At 39.2% G+C, this 17,806-nt stretch carries 12 protein-coding genes and 1 tRNA gene; 1 reads left to right on the top strand and 12 read right to left on the bottom strand.

Translation table 11 applies throughout. The features are described 5' to 3' along the window. Positions 1 to 9 precede the first annotated feature (9 nt). From rnr to rpoN, 11 genes are all read right to left on the bottom strand, one after another. Positions 10 to 2,379 (bottom strand): ribonuclease R, encoded by a 2,370-nt coding sequence (gene rnr, locus AB3217_RS03400; protein ID WP_367365675.1) that lies wholly within the window; start codon positions 2,377 to 2,379, stop codon positions 10 to 12. Positions 2,380 to 2,451: 72 nt separating this feature from the next. Further along, positions 2,452 to 2,688, bottom strand: a complete 237-nt coding sequence (gene secG, locus AB3217_RS03395) for a preprotein translocase subunit SecG (RefSeq protein WP_057784293.1) — start codon at positions 2,686 to 2,688, stop codon at positions 2,452 to 2,454. 98 nt (positions 2,689 to 2,786) lie between these two features. Beyond that, positions 2,787 to 4,346, bottom strand: a complete 1,560-nt coding sequence (locus tag AB3217_RS03390) for a ClC family H(+)/Cl(-) exchange transporter (protein WP_068808238.1) — start codon at positions 4,344 to 4,346, stop codon at positions 2,787 to 2,789. A 304-nt stretch (positions 4,347 to 4,650) separates the two neighbouring features. Beyond that, entirely contained in the window at positions 4,651 to 6,165 is a 1,515-nt protein-coding gene (glpK, locus tag AB3217_RS03385; protein WP_068808241.1) for a glycerol kinase GlpK, read from the bottom strand. A 23-nt stretch (positions 6,166 to 6,188) separates the two neighbouring features. Further along, complete coding sequence (locus tag AB3217_RS03380) at positions 6,189 to 6,947, bottom strand: nucleoside phosphorylase (protein WP_367365674.1); 759 nt, start codon at positions 6,945 to 6,947, stop codon at positions 6,189 to 6,191. A 157-nt stretch (positions 6,948 to 7,104) separates the two neighbouring features. Next, a complete protein-coding gene (gene eno, locus AB3217_RS03375) occupies positions 7,105 to 8,424 on the bottom strand; it encodes a phosphopyruvate hydratase (RefSeq protein WP_057784285.1) in 1,320 nt (439 codons plus the stop codon). A 71-nt stretch (positions 8,425 to 8,495) separates the two neighbouring features. Further along, entirely contained in the window at positions 8,496 to 9,251 is a 756-nt protein-coding gene (tpiA, locus tag AB3217_RS03370; protein ID WP_057784283.1) for a triose-phosphate isomerase, read from the bottom strand. An 82-nt stretch (positions 9,252 to 9,333) separates the two neighbouring features. Next, the gene (gene pgk / locus AB3217_RS03365) at positions 9,334 to 10,536 is read right to left on the bottom strand and encodes a phosphoglycerate kinase (RefSeq protein ID WP_057784281.1); all 1,203 of its coding nucleotides are present in this window, start codon (positions 10,534 to 10,536) and stop codon (positions 9,334 to 9,336) included. Positions 10,537 to 10,663: 127 nt separating this feature from the next. Continuing rightward, positions 10,664 to 11,686, bottom strand: coding sequence for a type I glyceraldehyde-3-phosphate dehydrogenase (gap, locus tag AB3217_RS03360; protein WP_057806716.1), 1,023 nt, complete (start codon positions 11,684 to 11,686; stop codon positions 10,664 to 10,666). 73 nt (positions 11,687 to 11,759) lie between these two features. After that, complete coding sequence (locus AB3217_RS03355) at positions 11,760 to 12,788, bottom strand: sugar-binding transcriptional regulator (protein ID WP_068808544.1); 1,029 nt, start codon at positions 12,786 to 12,788, stop codon at positions 11,760 to 11,762. A 193-nt stretch (positions 12,789 to 12,981) separates the two neighbouring features. Continuing rightward, positions 12,982 to 14,310, bottom strand: a complete 1,329-nt coding sequence (rpoN, locus tag AB3217_RS03350) for an RNA polymerase factor sigma-54 (RefSeq protein ID WP_260266935.1) — start codon at positions 14,308 to 14,310, stop codon at positions 12,982 to 12,984. Positions 14,311 to 14,376: 66 nt separating this feature from the next. Here rpoN and AB3217_RS03345 point away from each other — a divergent pair. Continuing rightward, a tRNA-Arg gene (locus tag AB3217_RS03345) sits at positions 14,377 to 14,448 on the top strand. Positions 14,449 to 14,677: 229 nt separating this feature from the next. On the opposite strand, the gene AB3217_RS03340 is transcribed toward AB3217_RS03345, so the two are convergent. Continuing rightward, positions 14,678 to 17,470 (bottom strand): KxYKxGKxW signal peptide domain-containing protein, encoded by a 2,793-nt coding sequence (locus AB3217_RS03340; protein ID WP_367365673.1) that lies wholly within the window; start codon positions 17,468 to 17,470, stop codon positions 14,678 to 14,680. Positions 17,471 to 17,806 lie beyond the last annotated feature (336 nt).

The raw sequence follows: 17,806 nt of genomic DNA, 5'->3' as shown, positions 1-17,806 counted from the left end.
ACATCACTCCTACTTTTTACGATTGTAAGTTTTTGAAGTTGACGTAGCCTTGTGTGAATTATTTTCATTAAATTTCTTGGCAGAATTATTTTTGTAAGTGCTTGATGATTTTTTATGAAAGTTCTTATTATGATTGCCCTGTCGATTACCAGATTTAAAATTCCCACTATTCCTAAATTGACGTGGTGGTAACTGAATTTCACTCGTTGGCGTTTTTTCAGGATGCAACAATGCAAAATCAACTTCACTTTGATCCTTGTCTACTCGAATCAGTTTGACTTCAATTTCTTGACCAATCTGATAAGTTCGATGTGTGTTTCGGCCAACCAATGCAAGTTGGTTTTCTACATACTCGTAATAGTCATCTTTCATTTGACTAATATGAACTAGGCCTTCAACTGTATTATCCAATTCCACAAACAGACCGAACTTCATAACTGAACTCACAACCGCTTTGAATTCTTCACCCACATGGTCGCCCATATATTCAGCTTTCTTCATGCCGTCAACATCACGTTCTGTGTCAATACCGCGACGTTCTAATTTTGAAGTATGTTCTGCAATTTCAGGAATCCGATCCACATACTGCGCCTTAGATTCTTCACCAACGCCATCTTCAGCATAGTGCCGAATGAGTCGGTGAACAAACATATCTGGATAACGACGGATTGGTGAGGTGAAATGCGTGTAATACTGCGCAGCTAATCCAAAATGACCCAATGAATCTTCAGAATATTTGGCTTGTTTCATACTCCGCAACATCATGACTGAAATCATTGTTTCTTCTTTACTACCCGAAACTTGTTTTAAGACACTTTGTAACATCTTTGGTTTAATGTTTTTAGAACTGCCTTTTACTGAATAACCAAAGTTTGTTAAGAATTCGAAGAAACTCAACATTCTCTCACTATCTGGTGTTTCATGGACACGATATAAGAATGGTACCTTCAATTCAGAGTAGTGTTGCGCAACTGTTTCGTTGGCAGCCAACATAAAGGATTCGATCATCCGCTCTGAAGTGCCACGAACCCGCACTTTAATATCAATTGGATGACCTGTTTCATCAACGATAATTTCTGCTTCATTATCGTCAAATTCAATGGCTCCACGACGTTTACGCCGCTTCAATAAGAGCTTGTGCAATTCGCCCATTGTTTCAAACATTGGAACCAAATCGGCATACTTTGCCCTTGTTTTTTCATCATGTGCCTCAAGGATTTTGTTAACATCCGAATAAGTCATTCTGGCATCAGACTTAATAACACTTGGATAAATCTTGTGACTGACAACCTTGCCTTCTTCATCCATTTCCATTTCACAGGTCATCGCCAAACGTTCCACATTTGGATTCAAGGAACAGATACCGTTTGACAACTTTCTAGGCAGCATTGGTACCACCCGGTCAGTCAAGTACACACTGGTACTTCGGCGATAAGCTTCATGGTCTAGTGGTGAACCTTCTTTAACGTAATGGCTCACATCAGCAATATTGACACTCAAATGATAATGTCCATTGACCATCTTGTACACACCAACTGCATCATCAAAATCTTTCGAGTCGTCACCATCAATAGTCACAACTGTTTCCGAAGTTAAGTCCTTACGACCAATCTTTTCGGCATCTGTAACTGTGTCAGGAATTGATTTAATCTCTTCTTTAACATCATCTGGAAATTCATAAGGAACCTCGTGTTGATAGATTACCTGGAGAATATCAACACCAGGATCATCCTTAAAACCAATGGTCTCAATTGCTAAACCCGTCATTAATTTAGGATGTTTTAAATTGGGATACTGGGTTACTTCTGCCGTAATCACAGCCCCATCTTGAGGTTTGATCCCAGAAGCAAGCACATCAAAATGATAAGAAGAAAGCTTCTTGTCCTTTAACTCAATTTCCCCAATAACACCATTTTCAGGATCAGGAACCGATTTAAAAACGCCAACCGCCTGCGTAAAGTGTCTGTCTGTAACCTTGGTAACAACACCTTCTGGGCCCTTGTCATCCCCTGGTTTAGCTGCTCGGATAATTCGAACATCAACTTCGTCTTGATTTAACGCAAACGCCGTATGATCCTCGCTGATATAAACATCAGGAACTTCCGGATCAACAGCTACGAAACCAAAGCCACGATCGTTGGCATGAAAAACACCATGCACCAATTGTTGATTAGACTGAATAGGCAAAGTAAATTTACCTTTCTCCGTAATGTGAACCCGATTTGCACGTTCCATTACTGCCAACTCTTTTACTAAAATATTAAAAACGCTGGCACCTTCCAAATTTAATTGTTGAAAAATTTCTTCGGCAGTAAAACTTTCTTTTGGATGTTGATTTAAAAAGCTACTAACTGAAGCTTGTAGTTTATTTGTTTCCATACTCTACCTCAAATTTTATATTGTTTTAAACCTTAATTAAAAGCCTCCTGCGAAACACAGGAGGCTTAACCGTTAGTGTGATGAAACGTAAACCATTGCGATCGCAACCGCAAAGAAAATAATCCCCAATACTAACGTTACTTTTTGCATAAATGCTTCGAATCCACGTGGTTTTGACTGAGCAAAAAGATCGTCCGCACCACCTGTAAGAGATGATAACGCATTATCCGTTTTTGCTGGTTGCATCATTACCGCAAAGATAATCAAAACGGAAACAACCAATAATATTGTCATTAATAAATTATACAAGTAGCAACCTCCTACCTAAACTTGTAGTATATCCTCTATAATTTATCATAGTTTACCTTTTTTTTCCAGTCCTACCACTAACTTTCTCTAACAAACCACTACTTCGTTTGCATCGGAAGCTGGTGTAATAAATGTAAAAGATTGCCGCGATTACGATGATTCGTGGTAACAACCAAAGTATCGCCCGCAATCAGCAAGGTATCACCATGAGGAATAACTTCCCGTTCTCCACGTCGAATCGCAATCAACAAACTATTTTGAGGCCACTGAAAATCACGGACTTGATGGCCTACCATGTATGACCCTGCAAAAACTGGAAATTCTACCCGATCCAGTTTCCCCCTAGCATTAGGAACACTCGGTTTTACAATCTTGTGCAGCAAAGATTCATAAATTGGTGCACCACCTAATAAATCAACCACTACATATGCCGTGATCGAAACGACAGCCAGTGGCATCAAATGATGAAGGGTACCAACCATTTCAGTTATCAATAGGATGGCCGTAAATGGCGCCTTACCAATTCCGGCAAAATAACCAGCCATTGCAATAATAATAAAGTTTGTGAGATAACTCGCTGGAAAAATACCTAACCAAATCATGGTTTGACCATAAATTGCCCCCAGAATTGCTCCTAAAGACAGGATAGGCAAGAAAATTCCTCCAGGCAAACCAGATCCATAAGAAATCATGGAGAAAACAAAGCGTAAAATAAAAATACCAAGCAAAATTAGAAGTCCGGGTGTATGCCCGGCAATATTCAAAATAATACTATTGCCCCCGCCTAATAAATTTGGAACCAATAAACCAATTGGAATCACTAAAATAAAGGGCACCATGCCAAACAACCATTTTGGTAATTTAATAAGATATTCGTACCAATCCCCCATCTTCAATAAAACACGCTGGTAGACGAATCCCATTACTCCCAAAAAAATCCCAAGAAACAACAAATGAGGATACATCGTCAGCGGCAATGTTTTGGTATAAACAATATGTAAAACTGGAGTTAAACCAAAAAATACGGTTGAAACAAAGTTAGAAGCGATTGCACTTGCTAGAGCAGTTGTCCAAATTAACGGTGAAAAATTATGATAAACTTCCTCTAGAACAAACAACGTGCTCGCAATGGGTGCATTAAATGCCGCAGACAGGCCTGCTGCCGCTCCACTTGCAATAAATACGCGTCGATTAACTTCTGATTCATGTGTCAATTCAGCGTATCCCTGACCAATGGTTGCTCCTAACTGAATTGAGGGTCCTTCACGACCAAGAAATAAGCCAGACCCAATTGCCAGAATACCACCGATAAATTTACGCCACAGAATTGACCACCAGGGATACTCCAAATTTCCAGACAATTGGCCTTCAACTTGGGGGATCCCCGATCCTTTTATTTCTGGAAACTGTTTTCCTAAATATCCCACTACAACAGCCAAACCCAACATGACCAGTAGCCAAATTGGCAGTATAGCCCAATTGTGGGAAATTTGATCATAAACAATCGTCACTAATTTTAAGCTTTGTACAATCGCCAAGCGAAACACACTCACCACTAAACCGGCCAAAGCACCAGTCAAACAACCATTTATAATTGACACCAACCTTGTATCATCTGGTGAACTTTTTTTATTATCTAAGGAACCTTGCCACTGCATATCTTCATCTCAATTCTTTTCTCTTCTTATTCAGTGTATCACCAAAATACGGTCACGAAAAAAAGACCAGGCAAAAACTATATTTTGGGTATGGTCTCTTTATATTTCCAGAATATTATTACTAAAATGTAAGTAAAACAGATTTTTTGCAGCCAGTTCTTGCGGCTTGATTTGAAGCCACAAGAATGGTCATCGTCCGAAAGATACAAGCTTATTAGTGGGTTTTACTAATAAGCTTCCTAAATACTGAGTAGTCGCCAGACTAACGCACGGTCCAACCACCTTTTTGCCACTGTCTTTCGTTTCACTTTTTTCGATATGGTTGATGCCTGAATAATTGTGCGGCTTGCACAGCCTCTTGCCACCCGGAATAAAGGTTCTGGCGTTCCTCTTCATTCATATCAGGCAAAAAGATTTGGCCCGTTTTATAAATGCTTTTGATATCTTCAATATTTTTCCAAAACCCAACACCTAGTCCTGCTAAAAAAGCCGCTCCTAAAGCCGTCGTTTCCAAATCCGCCGCTCGGTCAATTTCAATTCCTAAAATATCCGCTTGAAATCGCATTAGATAGTTGTTATGTGAAGCCCCACCATCAACTTTAAGCATAGGTATCTTAACGTCAGCATCGTGCTTCATCGTATCCACAACATCACGCGTTTGATAAGCAAGCGACTGTAAAGTTGCCTTTATAAAATCATTTTTCGTGGTTCCACGGGTGATCCCAAACACGGCTCCACGCGTCACTGAATCCCAATACGGAGCCCCAAGTCCGGTAAATGCGGGCACCACATAAATTTCATTTCGATCAGTAGATGCGTTGGCCGCTTGTTCAGAATCGGCAGAATTCTTGAGTAATTGCATACCGTCACGCAGCCACTGAATAGCAGACCCGGCCACAAATATACTGCCCTCAAGTGCATAATAAATTTGATTATTAATGCCATAAGCAATAGTGGTCAGTAAATTATGATCAGACAACTGAGGCTTTTTGCCGGTATTCATCACCACAAATGCACCGGTACCGTACGTATTTTTTACCATGCCAGGTTCAAACGCCATTTGCCCAAATAAAGCTGCCTGCTGATCTCCTGCCATACCAGAAATTGGCACTTCGCTACCAAAAAAATGATAATCTTTTGTGTACCCATAAATTTCTGAGTTTGATTTTACGTTGGGTAAGAGCACCCGTGGAATATTAAGTAGTTTCAAAATATCTGAATCCCACTTTAAGTCGTGAATATTGAATAGCATTGTCCGGCTGGCGTTGGAATAATCAGTCACATGAACCTCGCCACCAGTTAATTTCCAAACCAGCCAAGTGTCGATGGTGCCAAATAGCAACTCGCCATTTTCTGCTCGTTTCTGAGCATTAGGTACATGATCAAGAATCCAGCGAATTTTGGTAGCTGAAAAATATGCATCCACAATTAAACCTGTTTTTTGATGAATTTCTTGCTGATAACCAGCCAAAATCAATTCATTGGCAATATCTGCCGTTTGCCGTGATTGCCAAACGATCGCATTATAAATTGGCAACCCTGTTTTCTTATCCCAAATGACTGTGGTTTCCCGCTGGTTAGTAATTCCAATTCCTTTAATTTGCGAAGGCCGAATTCGTGATTTAATCAGGGCGTCGGCAATCGTTGATAACACAGCGTCCCAAATTTCGTTCGCATCATGTTCAACCCACCCAGGATTAGGAAAGTTTTGTGGGATTTCACGTTGAGCATCAACCACCTTTTGACCTTGATGATCAAAGATTATCGCCCGCGTGCTGGTGGTTCCCTCATCAATTGATAATATGTAGTTCTCTACCATATGATTGCTCCGTTCCCTGTAATTTAAAGTGCTTGTACTAATTCGGCGGCAAGTGTTAGGCCCTTTTCTTGCGACTGGGCACCCCAACTTCGTTCATTATAAGCTTTCAAATTTGCTAAAGAATCGGCTGTAAAGAAAATTTGACCAAAGTCTACTTTTCGAAATTGTGCACATGCCGCCAATTCCGCACACTCCATTTCTACAACTTCACAACCTTGTGACTTTCGTTTTTGAATAACTTTGGGCGTTTCCCGAAAGAATCCGTCTGTCGTCCACGTTTGTACTTCATGAAAGTTTAAGTGGTGCTCTTTTAAACTCTGCTCGATAGTGCTGATAACGGATTGATTCAATTTAATGAAGTCGCTCTTAGGTGCGTAGTGAAAAGAAGTCCCTTCGTCGCGTAACGCCACCGTTGAAACCAGAAATTTATTTTCTGGTATATCTACTAGAACCCCACAACTACCGACGCTGATAACTTGCCGTACGCCAAAATAAATTAAGAAATCTAAAAATTGTGTCGCTGCTGGTGCCCCTAATGGCGCTTGAGCAACCGTAAGAAGCTCATTTTGGTACAAGCATTCGTATACAGGAAAAGTTTTTGTAATCGTTTCAAAAATACCGATTTGTTTACCATTATGCGTCGTCACAAATTGCAAAATGTCGCTATCACTTAAAAAAGGAAAAATAGCTTTTGCATGAAACTGAAATGGACCATCATGGCCAGGCATCAGTACCGCCTCTTGCTGTTCGTCAAAATCAAATAAAGATAAGTTCTCCTGCATATTGTTTACCTTCTTCACGGCTTTTTATTCTATTTTACACTTTTTTACTTATTAGCAGACCCAAAAATCTCCACCAATACGATTTGACAGAGACCCAAAAAAGAGCCATTCGGTATAAACCGAATGACTCTTAATGAACTAGTTGGTAAACGTAGAATTACTTGTTTGTAATTGCGTTACGTGCTTGTTCGCTTAAGTTGTAAAATGCATGGATACCCTTGTATTGTGCAACTTCACCTAATTGATCTTCAATACGCATCAATTGGTTGTACTTAGCAATACGCTCAGTACGGCTCATTGAACCAGTCTTGATCTGACCAGCGTTCAAAGCAACAACTAAGTCAGCAATTGTTGTATCTTCTGTTTCACCAGAACGATGTGAAACGATTGCTGTATAGCCAGCTTCTTTAGCCATTTCAATAGCATTAACAGTTTCTGTTAATGTACCAATTTGGTTCAACTTGATCAAGATAGCATTACCAACGCCCATCTTGATTCCCTTAGCAAGGTAGTCAGTGTTTGTAACGAACAAGTCATCACCAACGATCTGAACTTTCTTACCAAGTTTTTCAGTAGCCATTTGCCAATCTTCCCATTCGTTTTCATCCAAAGGATCTTCGATGGAAACAACTGGGTATTTGTCAACAATGCTGTCAAGTAAGTCAACAAATTCTGAAGCAGTATATGACTTGCCGTCACCCTTTAAGTCATACTTCTTTGTTTCAGTATTGTAGAATTCTGATGCAGCACAGTCAAAGGCAATTGCAATATCCTTACCTGGTTTGTAACCAGCACGCTTGATAGCTTCAACAAGGATTTCGAATGGTTCCTCATTGTTCTTCAAGTCAGGAGCAAATCCACCTTCATCACCAACAGCTGTAGAGTATCCTTGTTCGTTTAACAAGTTCTTTAAGTTGTGGAATGTTTCTGATGACCAACGAATTGCTTCTGTAATTGTTGGTGCACCAACAGGCATGATCATGAATTCTTGGAAGTCAACATCATTGTTTGCATGTTTTCCACCGTTGATAACGTTCAACATTGGTGTTGGTAAAACGTGTGCATTGAATCCACCTAAGTAGTTATACAAAGGAATTTGGAGTTCATCAGCAGCAGCACGTGCAGCAGCCAAAGAAACACCAAGGATTGCGTTAGCACCCAATTTAGCCTTGTTTGGTGTACCATCAAGCTTGATCATAGCTTGGTCAATTGCTAATTGGTCAGTTACTTCATAACCAACGATTTCCTTAGCAATTAACTTGTTAACATTTTCCACAGCCTTGGTTACGCCTTGGCCCATGAACTTGCTCTTGTCGCCATCACGAAGTTCAACAGCTTCATGTTCACCAGTTGAAGCACCAGAAGGAACGATTCCACGGCCAAAGCCGCCATCTTCTGTATATAATTCAACTTCAACAGTTGGGTTACCACGTGAATCTAAAACCTGACGTGCATAAATATCAGTAATAAGTGACATATTGTAATTTCTCCTCACTAAATTTAGTAAATTCTGTTACAGATCAATTGTATTACAAAACTGCTCTAAAATTAAGCATTAAAGTTAACTAATTCCAAGAATGAGTCAGGAACTAGACTTGCACCACCGACTAATCCACCATCGATGTCTTCTTTGCCCATTAATTCCTTCACGTTAGCAGGTTTTACACTACCACCGTATTGGATACGAACTTTAGAAGCGGTTGTTTGGTCATATAACTTAGCAACAGTTTCACGAAGTACGTGACAAACTTCTTGTGCTTGATCACTTGAAGCTGTTTTACCAGTTCCAATAGCCCAGATTGGTTCGTAAGCAATTACAAGTGATGCCACTTGGTCTGCAGATAAGCCCTTAAGAGCGTTTGTGATTTGGCCTGAAACCCAGTCATTTGTTTGACCAGCTTCACGTTGTTCTAAAGTTTCACCACAGCAAATGATTGGTAACATGTTGTTAGCAAAGATTGCTTTAGCTTTTTTGTTGATGTCTTCGTCAGTTTCCTTGAAATATTGACGACGTTCTGAATGGCCGATAATTACATAATCAACGCCCATTTCAGAAAGAACTTTAGGTGAAGTCTCACCAGTAAAAGCACCTTCGTCTTCAAAATAACTGTTTTCAGCAGCAACTTTTAGGTTAGAGCCTTTAGCAGCATCTAATAAAGCTTGTAAATCAACTGCAGGAGCACCGATAACTGATTCAACTTTGTCGCTTGCAGGTAAATCTGCTTTAACAGCGTTAACAAATTCGGTTGTTTCCTTAGGGTTCTTATTCATTTTCCAGTTTCCAGCAATAATTGGTGTACGCACAATAATACTTCCTTTCATTGATAACAAATCTCAGTCATTTCACAGCAAAGAGCCTGAATTGGTTTTCAAGCTCACTATTTGCCTATTTATCTGAAATAGCTGCAATTCCTGGTAAAGTTTTTCCTTCAAGGTACTCAAGGGAAGCACCACCACCAGTAGAAATATGAGTTAACTTGTCGCCAACACCAAGTTGTTTAACAGCAGCAGTTGAATCACCACCACCAACAATTGTAGTTGCGTCAGATAATGTGCCTAAGAACTTACCAACTTCAAGAGTTCCTTTAGCATAGTTACTCATTTCGAATACACCCATTGGGCCATTCCAAACAACTGTTTTAGCATCTTTCAAAACATCTTCAAATGCCTTGATGGATTTAGGTCCGATATCAAGAGCCATGTAGCCATCAGGAATATCACCCTCAACGACTTTGTTTGGCACATCGTTATCAAACTTTTCAGCAACAACATTGTCTGTAGGAAGCACAATCTTGTCACCAGCTTTAGCCAAAATTTGTTTTGCTAAATCAATCTTGTCTTTTTCAACAAGTGAATTACCAATTTTAAGGCCCTTAGCTGCATAGAAGGTATATGTCATACCACCACCGATAATAACTTTATCAGCTTTATCAAGTAAGTGATCAATAACACCAATCTTGTCAGAAACCTTAGCACCACCCAAAATAGCAACGAATGGATGCTTTGGATTATCAACAGCGTTTCCTAAGAATTTAATTTCCTTTTCCATTAAGAAACCAGCTGCAACTGGTTTACCAGCAGCTTTCATAGCTGTTGAAATACCAACGTTGGATGCATGTGAACGATGAGCTGTACCAAAAGCATCATTTACAAACTCGTCACCAAGTGAAGCCCAGTATTGACCTAACTTAGCATCATTGCCGCTTTCCTTCTTGCCGTCAAGATCTTCAAAACGAGTGTTTTCAAACAAAAGAACATCGCCATCTTTCATATCAGCAATGGCATCTTCTAATTGTTTGCCATGAGTTGCTGGTACAAAAGTTACAGGTTTGCCCAAAAGATCTGACAAACGTTGTGCAACTGGACGCATTGTTAAAGCCTTCTTGTCATCTTCAGTCTTTACACGGCCAAGATGTGAGAACAAGATAGCTTTACCATTATGTTCAATAATATATTTGATGGTTGGTAATGCAGCCACAACACGGTTATCATCACCAATTACACCGTCTTTTACAGGGACGTTAAAATCAACACGCATTAAAACTTTTTTGTCGTTAACGTCTAAATCTGAAACTGTTAATTTAGCCAAAGTTAATTCCTCCTGTTTAAGAAATTTCATGTATTTTTAAATTAAAAAAGGCGGAGGAAGTTTGCCTCCCTCCGCCTTAAACCGTTAGACGGTTTTGAAATCTGCAAACTTAAAGATTAATTTAATCCTAGAGAGTAGCAAACTTCAATAAAGTACGTACCATTTGGCAAGTGAAGCCATATTCGTTGTCGTACCAAGCAACAGTTTTAACTAATTGTTTGTCTCCAGCGGTTGTAACTTCAGTTTGTGTTGGGTCAAAGATTGAACCGAATGTAGTTCCGATAACATCACTAGATACGATTTCGTCTTCGTTGTAACCAAATGATTCGTTGTTTTCAGTATGTTTCTTGATTGCAGCATTAACTTCGTCAGCAGTAACGTTCTTACCTAAGATAGATACTAATTCTGTCAATGAACCATCAACAACACCAACACGTTGTGCATGTCCTTGTAATTTACCATTCAATTCTGGGATTACAAGACCAATAGCCTTTGCAGCACCAGTTGAATGAGGAATTGTGTTAACACCAGCAGCACGAGCAGCACGTAAGTTTCCACCACGAACTGGGCCATCAAGTAACATTTGTGTACTTGTGTAAGCATGGATTGTTGTCATAGTACCTACTTCAATACCAAATTCTTGGTTTAAGAAGTAAGCCATAGGTGCTAAACAGTTTGTTGTACATGAACCAGCAGAAACAATCTTGTCATCTGCAGTCAAAACGTCATCATTAACGTTGTAAACAACAGTCTTAAGGTCGTTACCAGCAGGAGCAGAAATCAGAACACGTTTTGCGCCAGCATCCAAATGAGCTTGTGATTTTGCCTTTGATGTATAGAAACCTGTACATTCAAGAACAAAGTCAACACCGTCAGCCTTAACCCATGGAATATCTTGTGCTTTAGGTTCTGCGTAAACACGGTATTTCTTGCCATCAACGATGATGGAGTCTTCTGTTGCGCTAACCTCACCAGGGAAAGTACCATGTGTTGAGTCATACTTCAATAAGTGTGCCAACATTGCTGGACTTGTCAAATCATTGATAGCCACAACTTCGATATCATTTGACTTTGCGCCTAATTCATAAATACGACGGAAAGCTAAACGACCGATACGTCCAAAACCATTAATACCAATCTTTACAGTCATACTAAGATTTCCTCCTTTAGGAAAGTAAAAAAATAATTTTTTTATTTTAAAAAGTGATATTTGTAAACAAATATTACTTTTTTAAAATCAAGTTTGCTGCACCTTCATCAGTCATCAAACATGTCTGATGTGGTGCTAAATTCATGTAAGAACGAATTGCTTGCGCTTTTGTATGCCCACCTGCAACCGCAAAAACATGATCGATTGAATTGATACGCTCTAATTGTAACCCAATTCGAGGTACCCGATAGACGATGTCACCTTGCTGATTGTAAAAACAACCAAAGGCTTCTCCGACTGCTTTCTTTTGCTCGAGAAGTTGGAGAATGTTTGGATCAACCTCTCGTCTCTCAGCCATCTCGTCGGCTCGTCCAATGCCATGAATCACAACGTTACTTTGCTCAATTAATTGAAGAACTAACTGAACACTTGGTTCTTCTAGCAACGGCTGGTAACTTTTTTCACTCAACTTCTCTGGCAGATACATTGACTGGCTCTCACCATGTGTCCGTTCCGCCATAATTGCACAAACTGTATTAGCTTGCATCGCAAGTGATTGTCCCATACCACCACGCCCAGGAACAAATGTGAGTTGGCGTTTTGTGGATAATTCTGGTGAAAACTCTTTAGCAACTTGTGCCATTGTGTTACCACCCATAACCACTATTACATTATTACCCTCTGGCAAGATTTTTGCAAGTGTATCGTTTAGAATTCCTCCCAAACTATCAAACACCCTGTCTTGGGCATCACAATCTCCAGAAACAATAAAACAACGATCAATGTTTAGTAACATTGCTAGGTCTCTTTCTGACTGCTGTAAACCAAGCATATCATTAACCATATCGTTCAAACCGTCTAAAACTAATCGGCCTTCCCTAGTTAATGTCATTCCGGCGGGTGACGACTGTATCAAGTCCAACTGTCTAAGCATATCAGTATGAGTTCTTAACCCACGTTCGCTCATATTAAGATGAACCGATAAGCCTCGTCTGCCAATGGGAGCCATTAAAGCGATCGTCCGTAGAACCGAAAAACGCTTCAAAAACACATCTACCATATCTGGTGCGATGGCTTCCAGCCATTTCAACTCGTTTTGCATGATCATTGCTCCCAGTCGGGACGTTTGACGTCCACATGTGTCATTTAGTGACCCGACAGATTCAAAATAAATGGCATACAGACCTGAACTACTTCAGTTGTATACCCCTTACTTACATATTGAATTATATCAGGAGACAGCCACTATTGCAACTCAAAGCCTAGAAAAATTCGCTGTCGGTCCTTAATTAACACTATTCATAACGTTTACGTGTTGAAGAGGATGCAATGTTCAAGCTTTCCCGATATTTAGCTACCGTTCTTCTTGAAACTTCAATATTTTTTTCTGCAAGTTTCTTAACAATTTTTGCATCTGACAGTGGTTTGCTTTTATTTTCCTCATGGATAAACTTCTGAAGCAGTCTCTTAACGGAATCTACTGATAACCCTTCTGGAGATGCATCTGTCTTTGCAACCGCACTACTAAAGAATGACTTTAATTCAAAAGTTCCAAAACGAGTTTGTAAATATTTCCCGTTGACTGAACGACTAATTGTGGATTCATGTAACCCCAGTTTCAACGCAACATCCTGTAATAACAGTGGACGCAATTCTTTGGTTTTTTCAAGAAAAAAATCTTGTTGATATTCCAGTAATACTTTTCCCACCCGGAGAATAGTACTCTCTCGTTGATCCAAACTACGAGATATCCAGTCAAATTCTCGTTTCTTTTCTTTTACATAATCTGTTACTTCGTCGTCCTTACGTTGCAACATTTGCTGAAAATATTGTTTTTGAAAATGGACTTTTGGTTTTGCTGCTCTTGATGTATAAATGCTTAACTTTCCTGCTTCATTTTTTACAATTAGATCCGGAAAAATATATTGCGAACCTTCCGAATTAAATAAAGCACCCGGTTTAGGAGTCAGTGTGCGCACGTAATCAAATACAGTTTGAATCTCCTCCAGCGTCACATTCTGCTCTTTAGCTATTGCCTGCCATTTTCGATTGGCGAGTTCGTCAAAGTTATCTCTTAGAATTTCTACTGCCGCCTTTGGTGCCCAGTCATCATTCTCTGCTTGCAGTAGCAAACATTCTTGAAGATTCTTTGCACCAACACCTGGAGGATCTAGCTGTTGAATCAACGTAACAGCATCGACAATGTCCACTTTATTAGCCCCAGTTTTTTCCATCGCCTCTTCGATTGGCATTTTTAGATAACCATTATTATCAATGGATTCTATTAAGAACAAAACTAAATTACGTAAGGGTGTGTCACGCATCGTTAAATGCACTTGATCCAATAAATATTCAAAAAGTGACTGACGTGTATCATCTGGAATTTGATTCATGTAATTTTCATCAACTGATTGGCTTGAAGAATTTTGTCGTGAACTATTCATATAATCATCGTGATTAGTCGTCACAGTGATTAATGGATTCTCAAGTGCCTTCTGGTTTAAAAAGTTTTGTAATTCTTCAACGTTGTATTGCAGAATCTGGATTGATTGTTGTAAAGTTTGCGTCATTGCTAACCGTTGAACTTGTTTTTGTTGCTGATGAAGGCCTTGTTGAAGCGCCAAACTAATCACCTCGATTAAATAAACTTGTGTTTTTAATATTAATACAGTAAAATTAAAAGGTAATTTGCGCCGTTAGTGTAGTGGATCGCACGTGAGATTCCGGTTCTCGAAACGCGGGTTCGACTCCCGCATGGCGCATTTTTTTGTACCCTGAAATTAGATTGATTCTGTAAAACAAGCACTGTTTCACCATTGAAATGGTGTTCATAATTCAATCTATTATTTAACACTAACTATAATAAGTCAACTGAAATCAATTGTGGTACAAGAATAACAATGAACGACACTGATAAAATAATCGCTCCATAGATGACATTTCCAATCACCTATGGAGCGATTATTATTTAGAACCAAGATTCAAAAAATACTATTTTAAATTATGCTGTTTACGTTGCTTTCCTAAAGTCCCAAAAAGGCCAAGTAGAATAAGAAGTTCATAACCTATAAGAACAAAAATATTTGTTTCTTTTTCACCTGTTTGAGGCAAAATAGAAGTTTCACTATTACTTTTACCGGTTCTTTTAACCTTTGCAGTTCGTTCCACTTTTTCTTGGCTAAGCGTTCTAGATTCTGCAAGTTTTTTCGCTACGTTAGCTTTGGTAGAAGAATGCTTAATGAAATTTGAGCTTGGCTTGTTACCTTTATGTTGTGTAATATTTTTTGAAATAGGTACATACACAACTTTCACTTCTGAATCAGTATCCGGAATTAGAGGTATTGCTGTTACCTGATATCCGGGCACATTTGGCACTGTCACTGGTTGTCCAGTGACACCTGTTTCTTGACTAGGTGCGGTCCCTGTAATCGGCTTACCTGTTGGATCAACCGGTGTCACTGTGTAACCATGATTGGTTGCGGTATATATAACTTCCTGCGTTTGATTAGCTGGCTCTCCATCTTTTTCAGTTACATTTGTAAAGACTACCTGTGACTTATCAGGAGAATATCCAGAAATTATAGGGGTTTGAATTGTTGTAGTACTTGCATCACTTGTCCAAACAACGTCCTTTGTTACCTCGTCAGTATCAGATGTCCACTGAATTGTGACTGAATTACTAGTGAGACTCACCCCATCAATCCCCGCGTAAGTTACCGTATCAGTTGTATTCTTTTCATTACTTATCGTATGCACATGAACTAAATGAACTACCACATTTGCGTTGTCACTTGCGCCAAAAGTATAAGTACCATTTGCCACTTGATTTTCGGCTAGTTGATAACCTGACGGTATACTGTCACTCGTATTCCAATTGACAGTTTCATTAGTAGTTCCATTAATAGGAACCAATGCGCCAACTTGCACATCATTATTGTCGTCATCAACGTACTGCACATCACTCGTTTGTGCATCTGCAATATACTTAATAGTGACTACTTGATTAGGATCAGTAATCTCCCCAGAAGTTGGCGTATCCGTATCAATTTCATAGCCCGGAATTGTTGGTGCATCTGCTTTGTAGGTTCCATATACAGTCCCTTGAGTTAACACTTCATCAGTTGCAACTGCAACACCATTTTCATCTTCATAATGAACAGTTACGGTTGCCGGTACACCTGTATAACTGATGCCTACAGCTGCTACCGGAGTATAACCAAAATGCCAATTATTAGCTTCACTTGGTTTAACGGGATTCGGATTGTTATAAAAAGTACCCGTAAATGTTGCAATATAGTCGCCATCACTATTCTGAGAAATTGTCCAAAATTCACTACTAATTGGAATCGAGTTTGTTGGAATCAATTTATTTTTAGTCAAATCAATTTGAAAACCTGACAATTCTTTTAAATTAACAGCTAAAGTACCATTAGGCAATAAAATTGAACCAGTTTTGCTACTCCACTTATCATCTTGTGGGAGATTGTCGTTAGCCAAGGCTGTCTCAACTGCATAATAAAGTTGATTTGTTCCAATTGTACCAGTCTCCTCAATGCCTTCAGTATTCTTCGCTGTATCAGCAATACCAGTAACGCCCACTGATATCGGTGCAGTCACACCAAAGACCTCAACATAACCGGCAGTATTATCAGCACTAACCATCTGAAAAGCCAAAATCGCACTAAAATTACCACTAGTGAGCAGGTTTAACCCCTCGTTAGTTAAAGTAAAAACAATTTTTTCATCAGTTTGTGTAATATTGCTAACCATTGCTGAAGTAATCTCTGAAAAATCACTAATGGTAATCGTATCATCATTTGCTAAGCTAGTATATTGTTCATCTGTACTTGAGACGCCATTTAACTTATTTACTGTAATGGTTCCTTGACCAATATCAACCGTTACTGCAGATTTGTCAGTATAATTGTATGGATTAACTGCATATCCGGTATGTTGAACAGCATTTAAATTGTTTGATTCATCCATACCTTTAAGAGCAGCCAGTACAAAATCTGGCTGTAACGGTAACATATCAGTATAGTATGAATTTACCGTATTCGTTTTAGTATCCCAAGCAGCGGCCAGCAAACTAGATTCACTTATATTTGACAAATCAATCCCGTTGTCTTTTCCTAAAGCAATTAAATTATTAATAGCTTTCTGCTGATCCGCAGTGATGGTGGTATCAGTTGTTGGCGTATCAGCACTACCTGTTGACTCATTTGTGAGGTCACTTGCTTCCGATGACGCACTTTCTGCACCTAATCTACTGCTACTTTGTGTCACACTATCATCTGATGCTTGACTAGAATCATTCGTTTCACTGACTGGTGCACCACTTGCTACCTCGGAACTCTGAGATGCCATACTTGATGTACCTAAAGTATTTGAAGCTATGCCGCTATTGCTTGTATTTGAACTTTTGGATGCAACAGAACCGGATGACATCGCACTTGCCGCCACACTATTCGTTACCGCAGACGAAAAGCCTGTCCTTGCCATACCACTGTTATCTGAATCCGATGCCGCGGATGAAGCTGCTGTCTCAGATGTTGCGGCGCTAGTCGCCGTCACACTAGCTGAACTACTTTTTTCCGTGCTAGACTCAATCACATTATTATTTGTATCAGCATGCACATTAGACGAAGTAACTACCCCTGTACCAAAACTTAGGACCGCTATGCCAGCCACTAGCCAGTGTTTGCCTTTTTTATACATCTTAAAATGCTCTTTTGTAGTTGCCTCATAATTTGCAACACGTTGTTTCCGCGAACTTTTTGCCATAGCACTAACCTCTTTTTTTATATGTACCTATTTATCAACCTCAAATAAAGATAGCACTTACATTATTCTATTTTGTACACAAACATACTCAATTAAATAAATGTTGTACTATAACGACTTGATTATAGTGTATAAAAATTAACTTTTCAATTTATTTTTTAAAAATTCCCTCGTATACTTAATCTACTTCGATTTCAGCTCATTTATCAATACAGTTTTCATGAGTAACCACTGCCGTATTTCATGTTTCGTGCTACCTGTTAGCCTAATATTTACTAGTAGCAAAATTCTTATTTTTGTGCTAAATTATAGACTTTGAAGCGTAACCGATTACGT

The sequence above is a fragment of the Pediococcus parvulus genome, assembly GCF_964063155.1.
GTDB classification, from domain to species: domain Bacteria; phylum Bacillota; class Bacilli; order Lactobacillales; family Lactobacillaceae; genus Pediococcus; species Pediococcus parvulus.
Note: the sequence above shows the minus strand (reverse complement) of the source record. Positions and strands in the feature narration are given on the sequence as shown.

Excerpts from the sequence above, each read along its gene's own strand:
- rnr (WP_367365675.1), bottom strand. The coding sequence starts at position 2,379 with ATGGAAACAAATAAACTACAAGCTTCAGTTAGTAGCTTTTTAAATCAA.
- AB3217_RS03390 (WP_068808238.1), bottom strand. The coding sequence starts at position 4,346 with ATGCAGTGGCAAGGTTCCTTAGATAATAAAAAAAGTTCACCAGATGAT.
- glpK (WP_068808241.1), bottom strand. The coding sequence starts at position 6,165 with ATGGTAGAGAACTACATATTATCAATTGATGAGGGAACCACCAGCACG.
- AB3217_RS03380 (WP_367365674.1), bottom strand. The coding sequence starts at position 6,947 with ATGCAGGAGAACTTATCTTTATTTGATTTTGACGAACAGCAAGAGGCG.
- eno (WP_057784285.1), bottom strand. The coding sequence starts at position 8,424 with ATGTCACTTATTACTGATATTTATGCACGTCAGGTTTTAGATTCACGT.
- gap (WP_057806716.1), bottom strand. The coding sequence starts at position 11,686 with ATGACTGTAAAGATTGGTATTAATGGTTTTGGACGTATCGGTCGTTTA.
- AB3217_RS03355 (WP_068808544.1), bottom strand. The coding sequence starts at position 12,788 with ATGCAAAACGAGTTGAAATGGCTGGAAGCCATCGCACCAGATATGGTA.
- AB3217_RS03340 (WP_367365673.1), bottom strand. The coding sequence starts at position 17,470 with ATGGCAAAAAGTTCGCGGAAACAACGTGTTGCAAATTATGAGGCAACT.